Origin of the sequence: Pantoea sp. MQR6 (assembly GCF_022761075.1) — a bacterium.
In the GTDB taxonomy this organism is placed as follows: domain Bacteria; phylum Pseudomonadota; class Gammaproteobacteria; order Enterobacterales; family Enterobacteriaceae; genus Pantoea; species Pantoea phytostimulans.
In genome coordinates this window covers 66,418-84,510 of record NZ_JAKYXB010000002.1, presented here as the reverse complement: position 1 = coordinate 84,510, position 18,093 = coordinate 66,418, and the positions used below count along the sequence as shown (strand labels likewise).

Sequence of the window (18,093 nt, the reverse complement as noted above, 5' to 3'; positions counted from 1 at the left end):
GCCTGCAATAATGCGCCATCTGTCACAATGTAGAGGGCAGGCTGCGCACAAAATGCACTCAGGGAGTGCAAGGTGAGCCGCGAGAGCAAGAGGATAACGCAATGGAATATGAGTTTTTACGAGATGTAACGGGCCAGATTAAAGTGCGCATGTCGATGGATCATGAAGCAGTTGGCCATTGGTTTAATGAAGAAGTGAAAAATGATCTCGGATTGCTGGATGAAGTGGAAGCGGCCATCGAAGAGGTAAAAGGCAGCGTGCGACAATGGCAGCGCGTCGGCAGCGAATACACCATTTTGCTGGATGAAGAAGAGGTGATGATCCGCGCTAATCTGCTGGCACTGGAAGATGACGGTATGGAAGAAGGCATGAACTATTACGATGAAGAGAGCCTGTCATTCTGTGGTGTAGAGGATTTTTTGTTGGTGATCGCCGCTTATCGCCAATTCCTCCAGCAATATGGCCATAAAGGTTGAGCCGCATTCGCCGCTCAACCTGCGTTCCGGCTTAAAGTATATGCGCTATCTGACGAAAGAAATTGCGCACAATTTCAAACGTCGACCAGATTCCAATCAGTGAAATCACCCCCAACAACGCCTGTTCCCACAGGCGATTTGCCTGACCTTCCATCATGAAACGCTTGCGGCTGGTCATGATAAACAGCCCAACCAGCAGCGGCGGCAAGACCAAAGAGGTCGCGACGCTGGTGCCGAGGATATTCAGCATCACTAAATCTGGCGCACCGGGAAAGGTGACAAGAATCGGCAGAATGATATAGACCGCAATCTGCACCCGCTTAAACCACGGATTATCATCTGGTGTTGCGTAACGTTGATTCAGGTTTCCCGTGTGATGCACACAACTGAAAATCAATGAACAGAAGCCGCGAGACTGCGAAGGAAAACTGGTAAAGCTGGCGAGAAAAATACAGGTCCACAGCAAGTAAGGCCCGGCTGGGCCGACGACGCTGGACATCATAGCAGAAAGATCATTTTCATCGGCGATGGTGCTGCCCGAACCGTGCACCACTTCGGCGGCCACACTCCAGAACAGCACGTTAATCACCAGCATCGGTAACATGCCAAACAGCAAGTCAAGCTGTTGTAGCTTGCGGTATTTCGGCCCAACCCAACCTTTGTCACGCATGAAACCGGGATAGAGCAGGTTGCTGGTGGAGCCGCCAATCGCGCCAATGGTCGAGACAGCAATGAACACGGCAAAAAAAGGCCCGGCGTTTTCCGGCAGGCCGAAAGTCAGGCCGCGCAGAAAGCCGCTAACATCAAAATGACCGACCTTGATCATCGCATACAAAAACGAGCCAATCATAATTACCGACGCAATTCGCGCCAGCGTTTCGAGGTGACGATATTGATTGCGTGTCAGCATCATCAGCAGCGTCATGCTCACAATCACCACGCTCCAGAGAAACACGCCCCAGGTTTCGCCGCCGAAATGATTAAAAAGCTGATAAAGACCCACCGCGCCGGCACGTAAAAAACTCATCTGCACCACGAACGCCACAATGGCGATCAGGATGCCAAAAAACAGCGGAAAGCCGCGCCAGACGCGTTTGTAGCCTTGAATAATGTCGTTATCACCAAAGCGGTTCATCAAGGTGTATTTGGCGATGTAGGAGATCATAAAACCACGCGCGAGCAGGGCAATGATCAGCGTCCAGAGCAGGTCATAATCATAATTAGCGCCCGCGACGGTGGAAGCCACCAGATCACCGGTGCCGAGAAAGGTCATCGCCAGCACTAAGCCAGGACCAAAACTGCGCAGATACCCACGAAAGGTGGTCGGCAAGTGGTGATCGGCGACCGGGATGCTGATTTCTTGTTGCGATGTACTCATGGTGAAGCCTCACAATGAGGGTGACTGCAATGGCATTTTTGCTCTTTTTGCGCGTCACCGTAGGGTTTAGGGGGAGTAAATTTACACCGTCGCCACCGGCGTGGCGGGTGAACCCACCGCACCAGGCAGGCGCAGCGGCGGTGCAGTGAGCAGAAACGCGGTTCGTTGCTGTAGGGCCAGCCAGTCAGCCAGCGGACTCATCAGCCACAGTTCACCGAGATAAACCCCAAGCCGAAACAGGCAGAGATCGTGCAGCGGATGTGACGGATAAAAATCATTGTTAAGAGGTTTAGCGGGCAGAATTTCCACCGCAGGATTGTCAGCCAGCAGCGCAACCACGCCACTGTCATGTACCCATTGACGCAGCGCCGGATCGCTACCATCCAGCCCGGCAAAATGGCTGTTGAGATAAGCCATATCAGGTTCACCGTTCATTTCAATAATCGCTTCATCCATGCCGGTACGGAAGCACACAAGATCGCCGGGCCGAATGTCGATATTATCGGCCTCGATGATCTGCATCAGATGCTGATAACCAAAGGCGAAACGCCTAATACCGAAGTGGCGTTTGATATCGATCATCACCGCACGACCCTGAATACCGTGCTGCGCCATATTCTCAATACCCAATGCTTTTGCACCGAGATGCGTACCGCCATCACAACCACAGCCGCCGCGATAATCGGTTTCTCCGACAATATCCACCCCCGCTTTATAGCCGTTGTAGAACACCATTTCGGCATCGCCGTTATCGTTCACATCGAACCATTGCCCCATGTGCGCCAGACTGTCCCATTGCGTTGAGTACTGCAGCGCCAGCGTCACGCTGTCGTCACAGATGACATCGCTCAGGCGTGCATCATCCCGCGACAGTGGATAGGTCATATTGGCGTTTTCACCACGCCGCGTGGCGTTAAGCTGCGGCGGTGGGCGACGTGGATTCATCGCCGTGCCGCCAGGCAGATCCAGCGGCAGGCTCAGGCAAAACGTTTGGCCTTCACGCACTTCGGCAATCCCTTCAAGTACCTTGGCGGCGGTCAGCAAATTCAGACGACCCAACTGATCGTCGGGACCAAAATCGCCCCAGGTTGACAGCGCAGGCCGTTTTTTCCAGCGGGTATTCATACTTCACTCCTTGCGGATGCATCCAGTGGCTGGGCGTTGTTCAGCGTCATCGGCGTTACGCGCGGCAGCCAGAAACCGTAAATCAGCGCGCCAATAATGCCCACCACGCCTGCGATTTCTAATGGGATAACGAATGAATGGGTGTACTGCATAATCACGCCAATCATGATCGGCGAGATGATGCCCGCCAGGTTGGCAGCCATGTTTTGGATACCGCCGATGGTGGCGACGTTGGCGCGGTTTGGCGCAACGTCAGACGGCAGCGCCCACAGCGCGGCGGAAGCAAAGGTTGCCGAGAAGTTGGCAAAACACAATGCCGCCAGCGCCAGGCCCACCGTCGGCGAAAAGGCGGCTAAGCCAATGGTCGCGCTGCCGAGCATGCCACCCACCAACGGAATTTTTCGCGCGACGCTCAGTGAATAACCGCGACGCACCAGGCTGTCGGAAAGCAAGCCACCGCACCAGCCGCCGATAATCGCCGCCACGCCGGGCAACATGCCGAGCAAGCCGAACTTCATCAACGAAAGATGGAAGGTTTCCACCAGATAGGTAGGGAACCAGGTGAAGAAGAAATAAGAGACGAAGTTGATGCAGAAGAAGCCCGCCATCATTGCCTGCACCGTGCGCTGGGTCAGTAGCTGGCGAATGCTCATCGGAGCGCCGGTTTCCGCATCCTGATTCGCTTCAATGAAGGCCACTTCTTCGGCGGTGGCGGAAGGGTGATCGCGCGGTTCGCGATACCACAGATACCAACCCAGTGCCCAACCCACCGCGACCACGCCAGAAATCACAAAAGTGGCGCGCCAGCCAACCCATGCAATCAGCAGCGAGATAATTGGAATCGCCAGCGTGCCGCCGATTTTGCTGCCGTTATTAAAGGTCGCGGCGGCAAAGCTGCGTTCCTGACGCGGGAACCAGCGCGTCACCGTTGACGAACTGGCGGGATAACTCGGTGCTTCTACCGCGCCCAGTACAAACCGAAAGCCAACCAACGCGGCTATGCTGCTGGCTAAGCCGCAGGCCGCGGTGGCTAATCCCCAGCCGAGGCTACTTAACGCGAAGGTGATGCGCGGGCCAAGCCGATCAACCAGCCAACCGCCGGGCAGCTGGAACAGCACATAGCTCCAGAAGAAGGCGGACAGCAGCAAACCACTGTCGGTGGGCGAGATGTGCAGCTCCTCGCTCATAAATGGCATGGCGACACTCATCGCCGCACGATCGATGTAGTTAATGGCGATACCCACTGACAGCACCGTCAGAATCACGTAACGAAACTTCCCTTTACTTTTACTTGCCGAAACGACTGCAGGTGATCCATTGGAATTCAGCGACATCATCGCCTCCAATTGTTTTTTATTGTGGTTACAGAGAGGGAATGCCGCATGCAGGACGCATGCGGCGTTATGTCAGAAGGTGATCACAGACTGTGGCTCACCGCCTGATGTTCATGAACCTGTTCTTCGTCAACGATTGGCTCGACTTTGCCCAGCAGGAACAGGTAGTTAAGAATACCAATCACCACCAGCACGGCGGAAAACACCAGCGCCCAGGTAAAGTGGCCGGTAGCGCCGACAATCGCACCGGTAATGATCGGACCCACCGCGCCACCCATGTTGGAGACCGTATTTTGCAGACCGGCGACAATCGACACGCTGTTCTGCGGTGCAACGTCGCCAGGCAATGCCCAGACCTGCGAAGCCGCCACGGTGGTGCCCGATTTAGCGATACACAGCAGCAGCACGGTCATAAAGACGGAATCGGTGAACGGCGCGAAACCAATGCACAGCGCCATTAACAGACCCACGGTGAGGAACAGTTTGCGCGTGGCGGTCAGCGACAAGATTTTCTTGTGGACAATGCGATCTGACATCCAACCGGCAATCACTTCGATCACCATGCCACAAATCAGCGGCAGCGCAGCCACCATGCCCATTTTGAGGAAATCCATACCCTTGTCTTGCACCAGATAAGTCGGCAGCCAGGTAATGAAGAAGTAGGAGGTATAGTTAATAGTGAAGAAGCCAATACACATTGCCCAGATGTTGCGGTAGCGCAGCAGTTTGTACCACTTCATGGGACGAACGCTTTTATCGCCATGTTTTTGTGTCTGGCCATCGCGGATCAAACTGATTTCGCTCTGGCTGATCTTCTTATGATCTTCCGGGTTCTCTGCATAGATAAAGTACCAGGCGATGACCCAAAACACGCCAATTGCGCCGATTACTAGGAAGGTGATACGCCAGTCAACCATGGCGATCATCCAGACGATCAATGGCATGGCCACCGCGCCGCCAAATTTCGACGCACTGTCGAAAAGGCCAGAAACGGTGGCACGTTCGCGGTCGGGGAACCAGCGCGCGGTAATACCCGCATTGCTCGGATAAGCAGCCGCTTCACCGATGCTCAGCGCCAGACGCATGGCCAGCAATGATTTAAAACCGGTGGCTAAACCCATCGCCATGGTCGCGATTGACCACCACGCCACGGCAATGCCCAGCCCTTTTTTCTGGCCGTAGCGGTCAGCAAACCAGCCTGCCGGAATTTGCAGTAGCGCATAAGACCAGAAGAACGCGGCCATGATAAAACCCATCATTTCTGGATTGATGTCCAGCTCAGTGATCAGGTGCGGCGCAGCAGCAGAGAGTACAGTTCGATCAATGTAGTTAATGGCGATCGCCAGCCACATCAAGCCAGCGATCCACCAACGGATACGCGAGGTGTTGTTCATCGTTATAATCACCAAACTGTTCGGTAAGAGAAGCGGTCGGTCTTACGCCAACCCGTTCATCACGTTAACTGGGCGTTCACCCTGTTTAAGGCACTGAATAATTTGCTGCACGCAACGTTCGCCAATAGCGCTGATTGCGCCGTCGGTATAACCGGCGATGTGCGAGGTAGGAATAAAATTCGGCAGCGTAAACAGCGGATGTTCAGCTAAGGGTTCGTAGTCGAATACGTCAGCAGCAGCGCCAGCAATCACGTTGTCCTGTAGCGCCTGGAACAGATCGTTTTCGTTGATCACGCCCCCGCGTGAGACGTTGATCAGGAAGGCAGATTTCTTCATCCGTTTGATACGCGCGGCATTGAACAGGTTACGGGTTTCATCGGTCAGTGGCGTATGCAGCGTGATGAAATCGCCTTCTTCAGTCAGACGATCCATGCTGACGAATTCGATGCCGTGCTCGGCGGCAAATTTCTCATCGGGATAAAAATCAAACGCGATAACGCGCATGTTGAAGCCTTTGGCACGCAGCGCGACCTGCTTACCAATATTGCCCAGCCCGATAATGCCCAACGTTTTACCGTAGACGTCGGTGGCGAAAATGCGTGGCCAGTTGCCGGCGCGGGTTTCCTCTGCGGCCTGCGTGATCTGACGCGCACTGTTAAGCATCAGCGCGAAAGCGAAGTCAGCCACCGCGTGCTTGTTGGCGTCAGGGACATTGGTGACATAAATTCCGCGCGCGCGCGTTGCATCCAGATCGATGTTATCGACGCCAACGCCATGTTTACATACCACTTTTAACTGGGGCGCTTTCGCCAGCAGCTCATCGTTGACGTCAGTAAAGGCCACGATCATCGCGACGGTTTCAGCCAGATGCGGCTCCAGCGTCGACAATGGCGCATCGGCGGGCAGCGTAATCAGCTCAAAGCCATGCTGTTTCAGGGTGTCGATGGGCGCCGCATCATATTTAGCAAAGGAGGGCGAGGTGCAAATCACTTTCATAATTTTTCCCGGTGTCAGGTTTCAGGCAAGGGCAGCAAAGGCCACCCTGACGGCCATTACTGCAAATATTGATTCACGATTTGACGGATCTTCTGCTCTTCTTCGGCGCTGAAATGCACGGCATAGCGGCTTTCACCGACGTCATAGCCCAGCAGCGTGACGGCTTTTTTCACCGCCGCTGGCGAGAAGCCGACGCTGTATAAATCCGTACGCAGGCCCGTCACATTCTCTTGTGCCAGACGTGAGGCGGCGACATCACCAGCGTTGAAGTGTGCCCAAATAGCGTTGATCTCTTGCGGCGCGACGTTGGCGAGGCCAGAAATGCAGGCTGAGCAGCCATCGACAAATCCTTGATGAATCAATGAATCTGGACCGTTCAGCACGTCGAAGTTATCAATGCCTTCAGCGGCTTTCAGGAAACCACTCAGGCTTTCATAGCTGCCCGCAGAATCTTTGATACCGATAATGTTGGGATGTGAGGCCAGCTTGCGCACGGTTTCGGGCTGCAAGGTATTACCGGTACGCGCCGGAATGTTGTAGAGGAATAGCGGGACGTCGAGCGCGTCGGCCACGGTTTGGTAGTGATAAATCAACTCTTCCTGCTTCAACGGCACGAAATAGGGCGTGATCACGGATACGGCGTCCACGCCCAGTTTGGCTATCTGCTTGCCAAGGCGAATGGTTTCACGGGTCGATATTTCACCGATGTGCGCCACCACTGGCGCGCTGCCGTTGACTTCATCCACGCAGGTTTCGGTAACCGCTATTTTTTCCTGCTCGTTCAGCACGAAGAATTCGCCGTTGGTGCCGCCGCAGAAGATACCGTTACCTGCATTGAGTTGGCGTTTTACCTGCTCGCGCTGGGTGGTGGGATTGAAAGCGCCATCACGATCAAAGGCGGTGATGATGGCGGTTAATACGCCGACTATTTTCTGGCTCATGAGAATCCTCGTTATGCCTGGTGTGAAGGAAACAGCGTCAAATACACGTCACGCACATCGTTGGCGCTGACCGCCGTTGGCACGTTTTTCATCAGACGTTGCACATCTAATGCCGCTTCCACTAAATAGGGCAGGTGATCCGGGCTGATACCCAGCTCTTCCAGACTGGCTGGCAGTTTCAGGCGCTTGACCAGCGCAGTGAAGTAATCCACCAACGCCAGAGATTTGGCTTCTTCACTTAGCGAGCTATCTGCTTCTGGCAGCAGATCGTATGCCTGAGCAAATTTGCTCACTGCGGCAGGACGAACGAAACGCATGCAAGGTGCCAGTAAAATGGCATTGGCAACGCCGTGCGGTAGGTGATATTTGCCGCCCAGCGGATAGGACATGGCGTGCACCAGATGCGTACCGGCGTGGGCAATGGCGGCGCCGCCATAATAGGAAGCCCACAACATTTCCAGTCGCGCCTGTAGATTGCCCGGTTGGTTAATGGTGGTTTCAAGATTGGCGAACAGCTTCTTCATGCCAATCAGCGCATAGTTATCACTCACCGGGTTCGACACGGTGGCAGTGAAACATTCGATCAGGTGACACAGCGCATCAATGCCGGTTGAAGAGGCGATATGTGCAGGCATGCTGGTGGTGAGTTCAGGCACCAACGCCACGAAATCGGGCAGCATTACCGGCGAAATAATGCCGACTTTGGTCTCTTTTTCTGGGATGGCTAAAATCGCGTTGGGTGTGGCTTCAGAGCCGGTTCCTGCGGTGGTAGGAATTAACAGCGACGTGGTGCGATGCTGCGGTTTCTCGCCCGCTAACAGCGCCTCCAGCGACGGCGCATTCTCTACGCACAACACGGAAAGCAGCTTAGCGACATCCAGTACGCTGCCACCGCCGACACCAATCACTAAATCAACGTCACGTGAGGGCAATGCGCTGAGGATAGCCGCGACATCATGCTGACTTGGCTCTGGCGGTACGTTGTTCACGATGCTGACGCGAGCAATCTGCTGTTTCAGTTGTGCGATCAGCGCCTGAACCGCAGGAATGCTTTCGATATTCTTGTCGGTAACCAGTAATGCTTTCGCCTTACCGTTAAGCAGATAGCGAATGTCATTCAGCGCCTGATAGCCGCTGATAACCGTGCTGTTGATATTCATTTCATACCCTTTTCACTGTGTATCTGAACTGAATGATTGTGTTTGCTCATATCAGTGCGAGTTCCGTCACTTACTGTGCCTCAATTTATAGGGCATATTGATTTCGATTAATTTGATCTTGCTCACATATAATCAATCATGATTGAATATAATCATCGTCAGCGGCAAGCAGCCGAAACAGGAGAAACAATGACCCAATCGTCATGGAAAACCCCGGTATTGGTGATCGCCGATGATTTTACCGGCGCGAACGATGCGGGCAGCGGGCTGGCCCAGGCGGGAGCGCGTGTACATGTGCTGTTCAACAGCGAGATGCCGCATAACAGCGAGGCAGTAGATGTTTGGGTGATCAGCACTGACAGTCGGGCAATCAGCGCTGAGCTGGCGGCGGAGCGCATTACGCAGGTGGTAAAGCAGCACGCCCTACACGCCGGCTGGCTGGTTAAAAAAATTGACTCGACCTTGCGTGGCAATGTCGGCGCAGAAGTGAATGCCGCACTCAAAGCCAGCGGCAAACAGCTGGCGCTGGTGGTGCCGGCGGTGCCGCGTCTTGGACGCACCACGCGAAACGGCGCGGTTTATTTAGATGATGTGCTGCTCACCGATACCGAATTTGCCAGCGATCCTAAAACGCCAATCTCAAGTGCCAATGTGTTGCAACAATTGCAGCTGCCGGGCACACAGATCGATCTCGCCACATTACGAAGCGAGCATCTGGAAACCGTACTGAATAACCTGCGCGGTGTGGTGGTGGTGGATGCAGAACAGGACGCGGATATCGCCCGTCTGGTACGCGCTGCGGCGCGTTTAGCTGAAACGCCTTTATTAGTCGGCGCGGCGGGATTAAGCGATGCGCTGGGTGCGCACCTTTCTACCCGTGCAGCAAAGCCGGTGTTAGCGGTGGTGGGATCGATGAGCGCCAGCGCCCAGCAGCAAATCAGCAAGCTGGCGAGGCAGCGCAACATTGCTCTGATCGACATCAATATTAGTGAGCTGTTCTTGCAACCAGCGTGGCCTTCCGCGTCGGAATGGATCACGCAAAGCGTGGCGACGCTGCGTGCAGGTCAGCACACGGTGATTCGAACCTGCCAACGAGCCAATCAGCGGCAAGAAATTGATCAACTTTGCCAGCAACACAACATGACACGTCAACAACTGGGCGAGGCGATTTGTGCGTTTCTCGGCGAGATGACGCGCACCGTGTGCCGTCAGCAATTGCCAAATGCGCTTTATCTTTCCGGCGGCGACGTGGCCATTGCCGTTGCCCAGGCGCTGGGTGCCAGCGGGTTTCAAATTCAGGGTCTGGTGGCGGGCTGCGTGCCGCACGGGGTTCTGCTTAACAGTGAATTTATCTTGCCGGTGATGACCAAAGCGGGTGGCTTTGGCGACGAAAACACCCTGGTAGAAGCCATACGTTTTATTGAGGAGAAGTCGAGTGAATAAAATTATTGCGGTGACGATGGGCGATCCTGCGGGCATCAGCCCGGAAATTATCATCAAAGCGCTGTCTGAAGGCGATCTGAACGGCGCGCCAGCAGTGGTGGTGGGTTGTGCCAGTACTCTGCGCCGCATCATGGCGATGAATATCACCCCGCAAGCTGAATTGCGGGTGCTCGACAGCGTAAAGGATGCGCATTTTGCGCCAGGCATCATCAACATCCTTGATGAACCGTTGGCGAACCCGGAAGCGTTAAAACCTGGCGTGGTACAAAAAGAAGCGGGCGATCTGGCCTGGCGCTGCGTAAAGCGCGCGACGGAACTGGCGCTGGCCGGAGAAGTGCAGGCGATTGCCACCGCGCCGCTGAACAAGGAAGCGCTGCATTCGGCAGGCCATATCTATCCGGGACATACCGAACTGCTGGCGCACCTTACCAACACTAAAAATTACGCCATGGTGCTGTATACCGATAAGCTGAAGGTGATTCATGTCACCACGCACATTGCGCTGCGTAAGTTCCTCGATACGCTGAATCGTGAGCGCATTGAAACGGTGATTGGCATGGCGGATACCTTCTTGCGCCGCGTCGGTTTTGAGAAGCCGCGTATTGCCGTCGCGGGTGTTAATCCCCACGCGGGTGAAAATGGGTTATTTGGCGATGAAGAGATCACCACGGTTGCACCCTCAATCAAGGCGATGAAAGCGCAGGGCATTGACGTTTATGGGCCTTGTCCGCCAGACACGGTGTTCCTGCAATGTCAGGAAGGGCAGTACGATATTGTGGTGGCGATGTACCACGATCAGGGACATATCCCGCTGAAGCTGCTGGGCTTTTATGATGGCGTGAACATTACCGCAGGACTGCCTTTTATCCGCACTTCGGCAGACCACGGCACCGCGTTTGATATCGCCTGGACAGGTAAAGCGAAGTCTGAGAGCATGGCGATCTCGATCAAACTCGCGATGCAGCTTGCATAGGGAAATATGAAGGGACAAAGTCGTCTTGACCAGATTATGGATTATCTGAAAAGCCATAATCTGGTGACTGTAGAGCAGTTGGTGAGTGCGATTTCCGCCTCACCGGCCACCATTCGGCGTGATTTGATCAAGCTGGATAAAGAGGGCGTAATCAGCCGTAGCCACGGCGGTGTGACCTTAAACCGGTTTATTCCCAGCCAGCCCACCACGCTGGAGAAAATGCAGCGTAATTTAGCCGAAAAACAGGCGATTGCTGAACAAGCAGCCAGCTTTGTGCAGTCGGGTGATGCAGTGGTGCTGGATGCCGGCACTACTATGCTGGAACTGGCGAGGCAGCTCACGCACCTGCCGCTGCGCGTCATCACCGCAGATTTACATATCGCGCTGTTTCTTTCCGAATTCAAACAGATCGAAGTGACCATTATTGGTGGGCGCATTGATGATTCCAGCCAGTCGTGTATTGGTGAACATGGACGCCGTCTGTTGCGCAGCATTAACCCCGATATCGCGTTTGTCAGCTGCAACTCATGGAGTCTGGAGCGCGGCATTACCACGCCGACCGAAGAGAAAGCGGGACTGAAGCACGATCTGTTAGCGAATGCCGCACGACGTGTCTTGCTGGCTGATAGCAGTAAATACGGTTCCTGGTCGCTGTTTTGCGCTTCGCCGCTGGAAAATTTAACCGATGTGGTGACCGACAACCGGCTGGAAGAGGACGTGAGGCGGGAGTTACGTGAACGCGGCATTGGCTTACAGTTGACGAAATAGATCGGGGTCGTTTGTCCCCCTCCCAGCCTTCCCCCATGAAGGGGGGAGAAGCGAGGTGGGGGACTGCGAGAACCAGCTCCAGCGAGCACCTAACTTAGCCCGCGGAGGCAGCCACTACAGCGTCTTCAAACCCATTGAAGGTATGTTGCGGCCGTAGTAAATCTCACGCATCTCTTTCCACAGCAAATCAGTAATGCGCTTGTGTTCTTGTGGGCTGAGATCTTCCGGCTTGGTATTAAACAGGTAATGTTTCAGTTCGAAATCTTTCAGCATCATCTTGGTATGAAAGATGTTTTCCTGATAGACGTTCACGTCCACCATGTCATACATCGCCTTCATGTCATCTGACATGAAGTTCTGAATCGAGTTGATCTCGTGATCGATGAAATGCTTCAACCCATTCACGTCACGGGTGAATCCGCGCACGCGATAATCAACCGTAACGATGTCCGATTCGAGCTGGTGAATCAAATAATTCAGCGCTTTCAGCGGTGAAATCACGCCACAGGTGGAGACTTCAATGTCTGCACGGAAGGTACAAAGTCCGCCTTCGGGGTGGCTTTCGGGATAGGTGTGTACGCAGATATGGCTCTTGTCGAGGTGAGCAACCACAGAATTCGGCAGCGGGCCAGGATGCTCCGAGTTATCGATATCTTTCGGATCGATCGGCTCTTCGCTCACCAGAATGGTCACGCTCGCGCCCTGCGGCTCATAATCCTGGCGTGCAATATTCAGCACGTTGGCACCAATGATCGAACAGGTTTCCGTCAAAATTTCAGTCAAACGGGTCGCGTTATATTGCTCGTCAATGTAGGCGATATAGCCATCGCGCTCAGCTTCCGTATTTGCATAGCAAATATCGTAAATACAAAAACTCAGGCTTTTAGTCAGGTTGTTGAAGCCATGTAGTTTTAGCTTTTGCAATTTCATTCACCCCCTTATAAATGCTCGGTCTGTGACAAAGCATTCAACAGATATTGCGGCAGGGCAAAGCTGCCGGTATGGATTGCCACGTTGTAGTAACGGCAGTTCAGGCCAGCGGTCTCGAAACGCGTCTGCAAAGTTGCAGCGTCGAGCTGGCGCAGCGCCGGATTGTCGCTCGCCCAGGCAAACGTCATGATGCCGCCGTAATAGGTCGGAATCGCGGCTTGGTAGAAACTGACATCGGCAAAGTAGTGGCTGAGTTTGCGATGGCTGTTGATGGCTTCGTCCTGTTGCAGGAAACACACGCCATTTTGCGCCACGAAGATGCCATTTTCATTAAGGGCATTCTTGCAGCCAGCATAGAATTCTGAGGTGAACAAACTCTCGCCTGGGCCGATAGGATCGGTACAGTCAGAGATAATGACATCAAATTTTTCATGGGTTTGATTAACGAAGTTGACGCCATCATCAATCACCAGCGTGAAGCGCGGATCGTCATAAGCACCGGCGCTGTGATTGGGCAAATATTGACGGCAAAAAGTGACGACGCCCGCATCAATTTCCACCATGGTGATTTTTTCAATCTGCGGATGGCGTGAGACTTCACGTAACATCGCGCCATCGCCACCGCCAATAATCAGTACGCTTTTGGCTGCACCGTGCGCCAGAATTGGCACGTGCGTCATCATTTCATGATAGATAAACTCATCACGTTCAGTGGTTTGTACCACACCATCCAACGCCATCACGCGGCCCATCTCCGCATTTTCGAAGATGATTAAATCCTGATGCGCTGTCTTTTCCCGATAGAGTTGTTTATCGACGGTAAAATACTGTCCAAATCCAGCATGAAGCGTTTCATACCACGTTTCTTTTTGGGCCATTTTTTGGGGCATGGTAGGCTCTCCTCTAATGACATCGCCATGAAAATGGGCGGCACATCATAGCTAACTCTGACCGTGGTTGCACGGTCAAATGTTCAGCAGGAGAGCGGGTTCTGCGGGTTATTTAACGTAGGCAAGCAGGCTTAAAGAATCACGCGCCAGGGACTTACACTTTTTGTCATTGGCGATCGCAATACCGCTTAAATCACGATAGCTATCTTCGCCAAGCGCCTTCATGTTGTAGTTGCTGTAATTGCTTAAATCCCAGCGATTTTGTTGCGCAAAAAATACCAATGCTTTACGAATCTGCGCATCGGGTAAATCTTGATAGCCGCAGTCGTTTTTCAAATAAACGAACACCGCCGTGAGATCGGCCAGATCTTCGGCTTCGGATTCGCTCAAGGCAAAGCTGGTGGAGGAGAAGCCAAGGAGTCCTGACAACAGCAGGATCTTGATGCTCTTCTTCATAGTCATTCTCTTCAAGGGATAATCTTATTGACGTTAGCACAGTTGTTAACAGGTTTTCGATTAATTTGCCCGCTACCGCAGAGGACCGCATTTTTTCGGGCGATTCTGGTGGGAATGCTTGACCTTCCCATTAGGTCAGGGTTTAGGCTATGCCCTCTCTTGTCACAAGGATGATTACCATGCAACGTCGCCATTTCCTCAAACTCACCGCTGCACTGAGCGCGGCGGGTGCGCTGCCGCTCTGGAGCCGCTCGCTAATGGCGGCTGAACGCCCGCTGCTGCCGATTCCTTCCTTACTGGAACCGGATAGCAGAGGCCAATACAACCTCACCGCCAGGCAAGGCAGCACGCAGTGGAAGGGCAAAGACGTTCCAACCTGGGGTTATAATGGCAATCTGCTCGGGCCGGCGTTGGTGTTACAAAGTGGCAAGGCAGTCACGGTAAATATTCACAACCGGCTCAACGAAGCGACGACGCTGCACTGGCATGGTTTGGAAATCCCCGGCGCGGTTGACGGCGGACCGCACGCCAGCATTGCGCCGGGCACGACGCGGCAAGTGACATTTACGCCCGATCAACCAGCGGCAACCTGTTGGTATCATCCACATTTACATGGCAAAACCGGTCATCAAGTAGCGCAGGGTTTGGCTGGATTGGTGCTGTTAGAAGATAATGAATCCGGCAAATTACGTCTGCCCACGCAGTGGGGCGCAGATGATGTGCCGCTGATTTTTCAGGACAAACTGCTCACAAAGCAGGGCGATCGTATCGATTATCAACTGGATATCATGCGTGCCGCGGTGGGCTGGTTTGGCGACATGATGCTGACCAACGGCGTGCAGTATCCGCAACATGCCGTGCCACGTGGCTGGCTGCGTTTGCGCCTGCTCAACGGGTGTAACGCCCGTTCGCTGCACATTGCTGCCAGCGATAAACGTCCACTGTATGTGATCGGCAGTGACGGCGGTTTGCTGGCTGAACCTGTCAAAATTGCGTCGCTGCCTTTGTTGCCGGGTGAACGTTTTGAGGTGATGATCGACACTTCTGACGGCAACGCCTTTGACATCGTGACATTACCTGTTGAGCAAATGGGTATGACGTTGGCACCGTTCGACCAGCCCTTGCCGCTGGTGCAGATTTTACCGCTGCGCGTGATGGCCAGCGCCACGTTACCCGACACGTTAGCCACGTTGCCTGTTATACCAAAAACCGAAGGGCTCAATACGCGCTGGCTGCAACTGATGATGGATCCGCAGCTTGACCAGCAAGGTATGCAGGCATTAATGCAGCGCTATGGCGAGAAAGCGATGGGCAAGGGCCACCATGAGATGAAAATGGGCGGCGGTGATAGCAGCATGGCGCACGGCGAACATTCAATGGATCACGGCGCACCAAGCCAGCAAAAAACCGCAGCGGCCTATGACTTCCACAACGGCAATAAAATCAATGGTCAGGCGTTTAATATGGCTAAGCCGATGTTCAATGTCGAGCTGGGCGCGGTAGAGAAGTGGACGATCTCCGGGGAAGGCGACAGCATGCTGCATCCCTTCCATATTCACGGTACGCAGTTCCGCATTTTATCGGAGAATGGCAAACCGCCAGCCCCGCATCGTCAGGGCTGGAAAGATATCGTGAATGTTGACGGCTGGCGCAGCGAAGTGCTGGTGCGCTTCAACTATGTTGCCGCCGCCGAACAGGCTTATATGGCGCACTGTCATCTGCTGGAGCATGAAGATACCGGCATGATGCTGGGGTTCACCGTGACCTAAATTCAGGCGATATCAAGCGCCAGCTTAATGTCTTCTATCAGGTCATCCGCATTCTCGATGCCAATCGACAAACGCACGGTCGCGTCAGTAATGCCAATCCGCTGACGCACCGCTTCCGGCACGCCCGAATGGGTGGTGCTGCCAGGATGGCTGGCCAGCGATTCGGTACCGCCAAGGCTGACGGCCTGTTTGAACAGCGCTAGCGCATTAAGAAAACGAAACGCAGCTGGCTGGCCGCCAACGATATCAAATGAAAAGGTTGAGCCGGCGCCGTGACATTGCTCACGGTAGGTTTTTCCTTCTGCGCTCTCTGCATCCAGATAGGGCAGCCAATGCAGCTTTTCCACCTTCGCATGGTCGCGTAAAAATGCAGCCACCGCTTCGGCATTATGCCAGGCTTTTTCCATGCGCAGCGACAGCGTTTCCAGCGAGCGACCAATCATCCAGCTGGAATGGGGATCGAGCTGCGTACCAATCGCGCTGCGTAAGGCACGGATTTTTGTCATCAGCGCTTTACTGCCCATCGCCGCGCCAGCAATTAAATCAGAATGCCCACCCACATATTTGGTCAGTGAATAGAGCGACACGTCCGCGCCCAGCGTCAGCGGTTGCTGAAACAGCGGGCCAAGCAGGGTGTTGTCACAAGCCACGATCGGACGTGATCCTTGCTGCTGATCGATCTCGTCGGCGATGCGCGCAATCAAGGCGATATTTACCAAACTGTTGGTCGGGTTGGCGGGCGTTTCAATCAGGATCATCGCCACCCGACCTTGCGCCATTGCGCGCTGTGCAGCGTCACGCACTTTGCTTTCATCATTGCCATCGCTGAAACCCACCGCCTGAATATCCAGATTATGCAGCGTCTTACTCAATAGCGTTTCGGTGCCGCCATAGAGCGGTTGCGAATGCAAAATGACTTCGCCAGGACGGGAGAAGGCCAGCAGCGTGGTTGAAATTGCCGCCATGCCCGATGCAAACAGGGCACAGCTTTCAGCGTGTTCATAAATCGCTAGCCGATCCTCAACAATTTCGCTGTTGGGATGGTTGAAGCGCGAATAGACCAACCCGCCAGTTTTCCCTTCTGGTGGTTCTTTGCGTCCTGAGACGTAATCAAAAAAATCACGTCCTTCTTCAGCACTGTTAAAAACAAAGGTGGAGGTGAGGAAAACCGGCGGTTTAACCGCGCCTTCTGAGAGGCGTGGATCAAAGCCGTAATTCAGCATTTGCGTTTCAGGATGAAGGGGACGATCGCCTATGTGGGTCTTTTTACTGGATGAAGAGGTCATGAAATCTCCGGCTAACCTGGGTTAACGAGCAGCGTACGATTCATACAGTTAACGCTACTGCATCCTTTTTCGCCACGGTAACGTTTGCCTTTGCCGTACGGCGTCAGCGGCGGTATCGACTATGATAGACTTCGTGGCTTTCTGACGTAACCGGGCTGAACGCAATGAAACACACTGTTGAAGTGATGATCCCTGAGCAGGCAATCGCCGAGCGCATCGCCGAACTGGGCAAAGAGATTACCGAGCATTACCGCGACAGCGGCAGTGACATGGTACTTGTCGGGCTGCTACGCGGCTCCTTTATGTTTATGGCCGATCTGTGCCGTGCCATCGATGTTTCGCATGAAGTCGATTTTATGACGGCATCAAGCTACGGCAGCGGCATGTCTACCACGCGTGATGTGAAGATCCTGAAAGATTTGGATGAAGATATTCGTGGTAAAGATGTGCTGATCGTGGAAGACATCATCGACTCCGGTAATACACTGAGCAAAGTGCGTGAAATCCTGGCATTGCGCCAACCGAAATCACTGGCAATTTGTACTCTGCTGGATAAACCGGAACGTCGTGAAGTTGAAGTAAAAGTAGAATATGTCGGCTTTACTATTCCCGATGAATTCGTGGTGGGCTTCGGTATCGACTATGCGCAGCGCTACCGTAATCTGCCTTATATCGGTAAAGTCGTTCCGCTCGAAGCATAAGCACCGCACATTCTTCCAAGGCTACGACAGCCTGCTTAGTGTAGGCTTGTCGCCGCGATACCCATCATTCTTC

17 protein-coding genes are annotated in these 18,093 nt (G+C 53.7%); 6 read left to right on the top strand and 11 right to left on the bottom strand.

The window, feature by feature from the left end:
- The first annotated feature begins 101 nt into the window (after nucleotides 1-101).
- Nucleotides 102-476, top strand: a complete 375-nt coding sequence (yacL, locus tag MUG06_RS10595; protein ID WP_215847605.1) for a protein YacL — start codon at nucleotides 102-104, stop codon at nucleotides 474-476.
- A 31-nt stretch (nucleotides 477-507) separates the two neighbouring features.
- Here yacL and MUG06_RS10590 read toward each other — a convergent pair whose 3' ends face one another.
- From MUG06_RS10590 to MUG06_RS10560, 7 genes are all read right to left on the bottom strand, one after another.
- On the bottom strand, nucleotides 508-1,854 hold the full coding sequence (locus MUG06_RS10590) for an Nramp family divalent metal transporter (RefSeq protein ID WP_243078575.1): 1,347 nt from the start codon (nucleotides 1,852-1,854) through the stop codon (nucleotides 508-510).
- Between the two features lie 81 nt (nucleotides 1,855-1,935).
- Nucleotides 1,936-2,979 carry a cyclase family protein gene (locus MUG06_RS10585; RefSeq protein ID WP_243078574.1) on the bottom strand — a complete coding sequence of 348 codons (1,044 nt, stop codon included), beginning with the start codon at nucleotides 2,977-2,979 and terminating at the stop codon, nucleotides 1,936-1,938.
- A complete protein-coding gene (locus MUG06_RS10580) occupies nucleotides 2,976-4,313 on the bottom strand; it encodes an MFS transporter (protein WP_215848337.1) in 1,338 nt (445 codons plus the stop codon). The genes MUG06_RS10585 and MUG06_RS10580 overlap by 4 nt, the downstream gene beginning before the upstream one ends.
- 83 nt (nucleotides 4,314-4,396) lie before the next feature.
- Nucleotides 4,397-5,707 (bottom strand): MFS transporter, encoded by a 1,311-nt coding sequence (locus tag MUG06_RS10575; protein ID WP_243078573.1) that lies wholly within the window; start codon nucleotides 5,705-5,707, stop codon nucleotides 4,397-4,399.
- Nucleotides 5,708-5,749: 42 nt separating this feature from the next.
- Nucleotides 5,750-6,703, bottom strand: a complete 954-nt coding sequence (locus MUG06_RS10570; protein ID WP_243078572.1) for a phosphoglycerate dehydrogenase — start codon at nucleotides 6,701-6,703, stop codon at nucleotides 5,750-5,752.
- A 56-nt stretch (nucleotides 6,704-6,759) separates the two neighbouring features.
- Nucleotides 6,760-7,644 (bottom strand): dihydrodipicolinate synthase family protein, encoded by an 885-nt coding sequence (locus MUG06_RS10565; RefSeq protein WP_243078571.1) that lies wholly within the window; start codon nucleotides 7,642-7,644, stop codon nucleotides 6,760-6,762.
- Nucleotides 7,645-7,655: 11 nt separating this feature from the next.
- Complete coding sequence (locus MUG06_RS10560; RefSeq protein ID WP_243078570.1) at nucleotides 7,656-8,804, bottom strand: iron-containing alcohol dehydrogenase; 1,149 nt, start codon at nucleotides 8,802-8,804, stop codon at nucleotides 7,656-7,658.
- 189 nt (nucleotides 8,805-8,993) lie between these two features.
- Between MUG06_RS10560 and MUG06_RS10555 the strand changes: the two genes are divergently transcribed.
- Genes MUG06_RS10555 through MUG06_RS10545 form a run of 3 tightly spaced genes read left to right on the top strand, consistent with a single transcriptional unit; the run spans nucleotide 8,994 to nucleotide 11,988 of the window.
- The gene (locus tag MUG06_RS10555; protein ID WP_243078569.1) at nucleotides 8,994-10,247 is read left to right on the top strand and encodes a four-carbon acid sugar kinase family protein; all 1,254 of its coding nucleotides are present in this window, start codon (nucleotides 8,994-8,996) and stop codon (nucleotides 10,245-10,247) included.
- Nucleotides 10,240-11,220, top strand: a complete 981-nt coding sequence (locus tag MUG06_RS10550; RefSeq protein ID WP_243078568.1) for a D-threonate 4-phosphate dehydrogenase — start codon at nucleotides 10,240-10,242, stop codon at nucleotides 11,218-11,220. Before MUG06_RS10555 ends, MUG06_RS10550 begins: the two co-directional genes overlap by 8 nt.
- A 6-nt stretch (nucleotides 11,221-11,226) precedes the next feature.
- Nucleotides 11,227-11,988, top strand: a complete 762-nt coding sequence (locus MUG06_RS10545; protein ID WP_243078567.1) for a DeoR/GlpR family DNA-binding transcription regulator — start codon at nucleotides 11,227-11,229, stop codon at nucleotides 11,986-11,988.
- A 114-nt stretch (nucleotides 11,989-12,102) separates the two neighbouring features.
- Here MUG06_RS10545 and speD read toward each other — a convergent pair whose 3' ends face one another.
- From speD to MUG06_RS10530, 3 genes are all read right to left on the bottom strand, one after another.
- A complete protein-coding gene (gene speD / locus MUG06_RS10540; RefSeq protein WP_215847596.1) occupies nucleotides 12,103-12,918 on the bottom strand; it encodes an adenosylmethionine decarboxylase in 816 nt (271 codons plus the stop codon).
- Nucleotides 12,919-12,926: 8 nt separating this feature from the next.
- Nucleotides 12,927-13,796 (bottom strand): polyamine aminopropyltransferase, encoded by an 870-nt coding sequence (gene speE, locus MUG06_RS10535; protein ID WP_243078814.1) that lies wholly within the window; start codon nucleotides 13,794-13,796, stop codon nucleotides 12,927-12,929.
- Nucleotides 13,797-13,916: 120 nt separating this feature from the next.
- On the bottom strand, nucleotides 13,917-14,264 hold the full coding sequence (locus MUG06_RS10530) for a YacC family pilotin-like protein (protein WP_215847595.1): 348 nt from the start codon (nucleotides 14,262-14,264) through the stop codon (nucleotides 13,917-13,919).
- Nucleotides 14,265-14,443: 179 nt separating this feature from the next.
- Between MUG06_RS10530 and cueO the strand changes: the two genes are divergently transcribed.
- Entirely contained in the window at nucleotides 14,444-16,033 is a 1,590-nt protein-coding gene (cueO, locus tag MUG06_RS10525) for a multicopper oxidase CueO (RefSeq protein WP_243078566.1), read from the top strand.
- A gap of 2 nt (nucleotides 16,034-16,035) precedes the next feature.
- Here the strand turns inward: cueO and MUG06_RS10520 are convergent, their stop codons facing one another.
- Nucleotides 16,036-17,319, bottom strand: coding sequence for a cystathionine gamma-synthase family protein (locus MUG06_RS10520; protein ID WP_243078565.1), 1,284 nt, complete (start codon nucleotides 17,317-17,319; stop codon nucleotides 16,036-16,038).
- A 164-nt stretch (nucleotides 17,320-17,483) separates the two neighbouring features.
- On the opposite strand from MUG06_RS10520, the gene hpt reads away from it, so the two are divergent.
- Entirely contained in the window at nucleotides 17,484-18,020 is a 537-nt protein-coding gene (gene hpt / locus MUG06_RS10515; RefSeq protein WP_215847592.1) for a hypoxanthine phosphoribosyltransferase, read from the top strand.
- Nucleotides 18,021-18,093 lie beyond the last annotated feature (73 nt).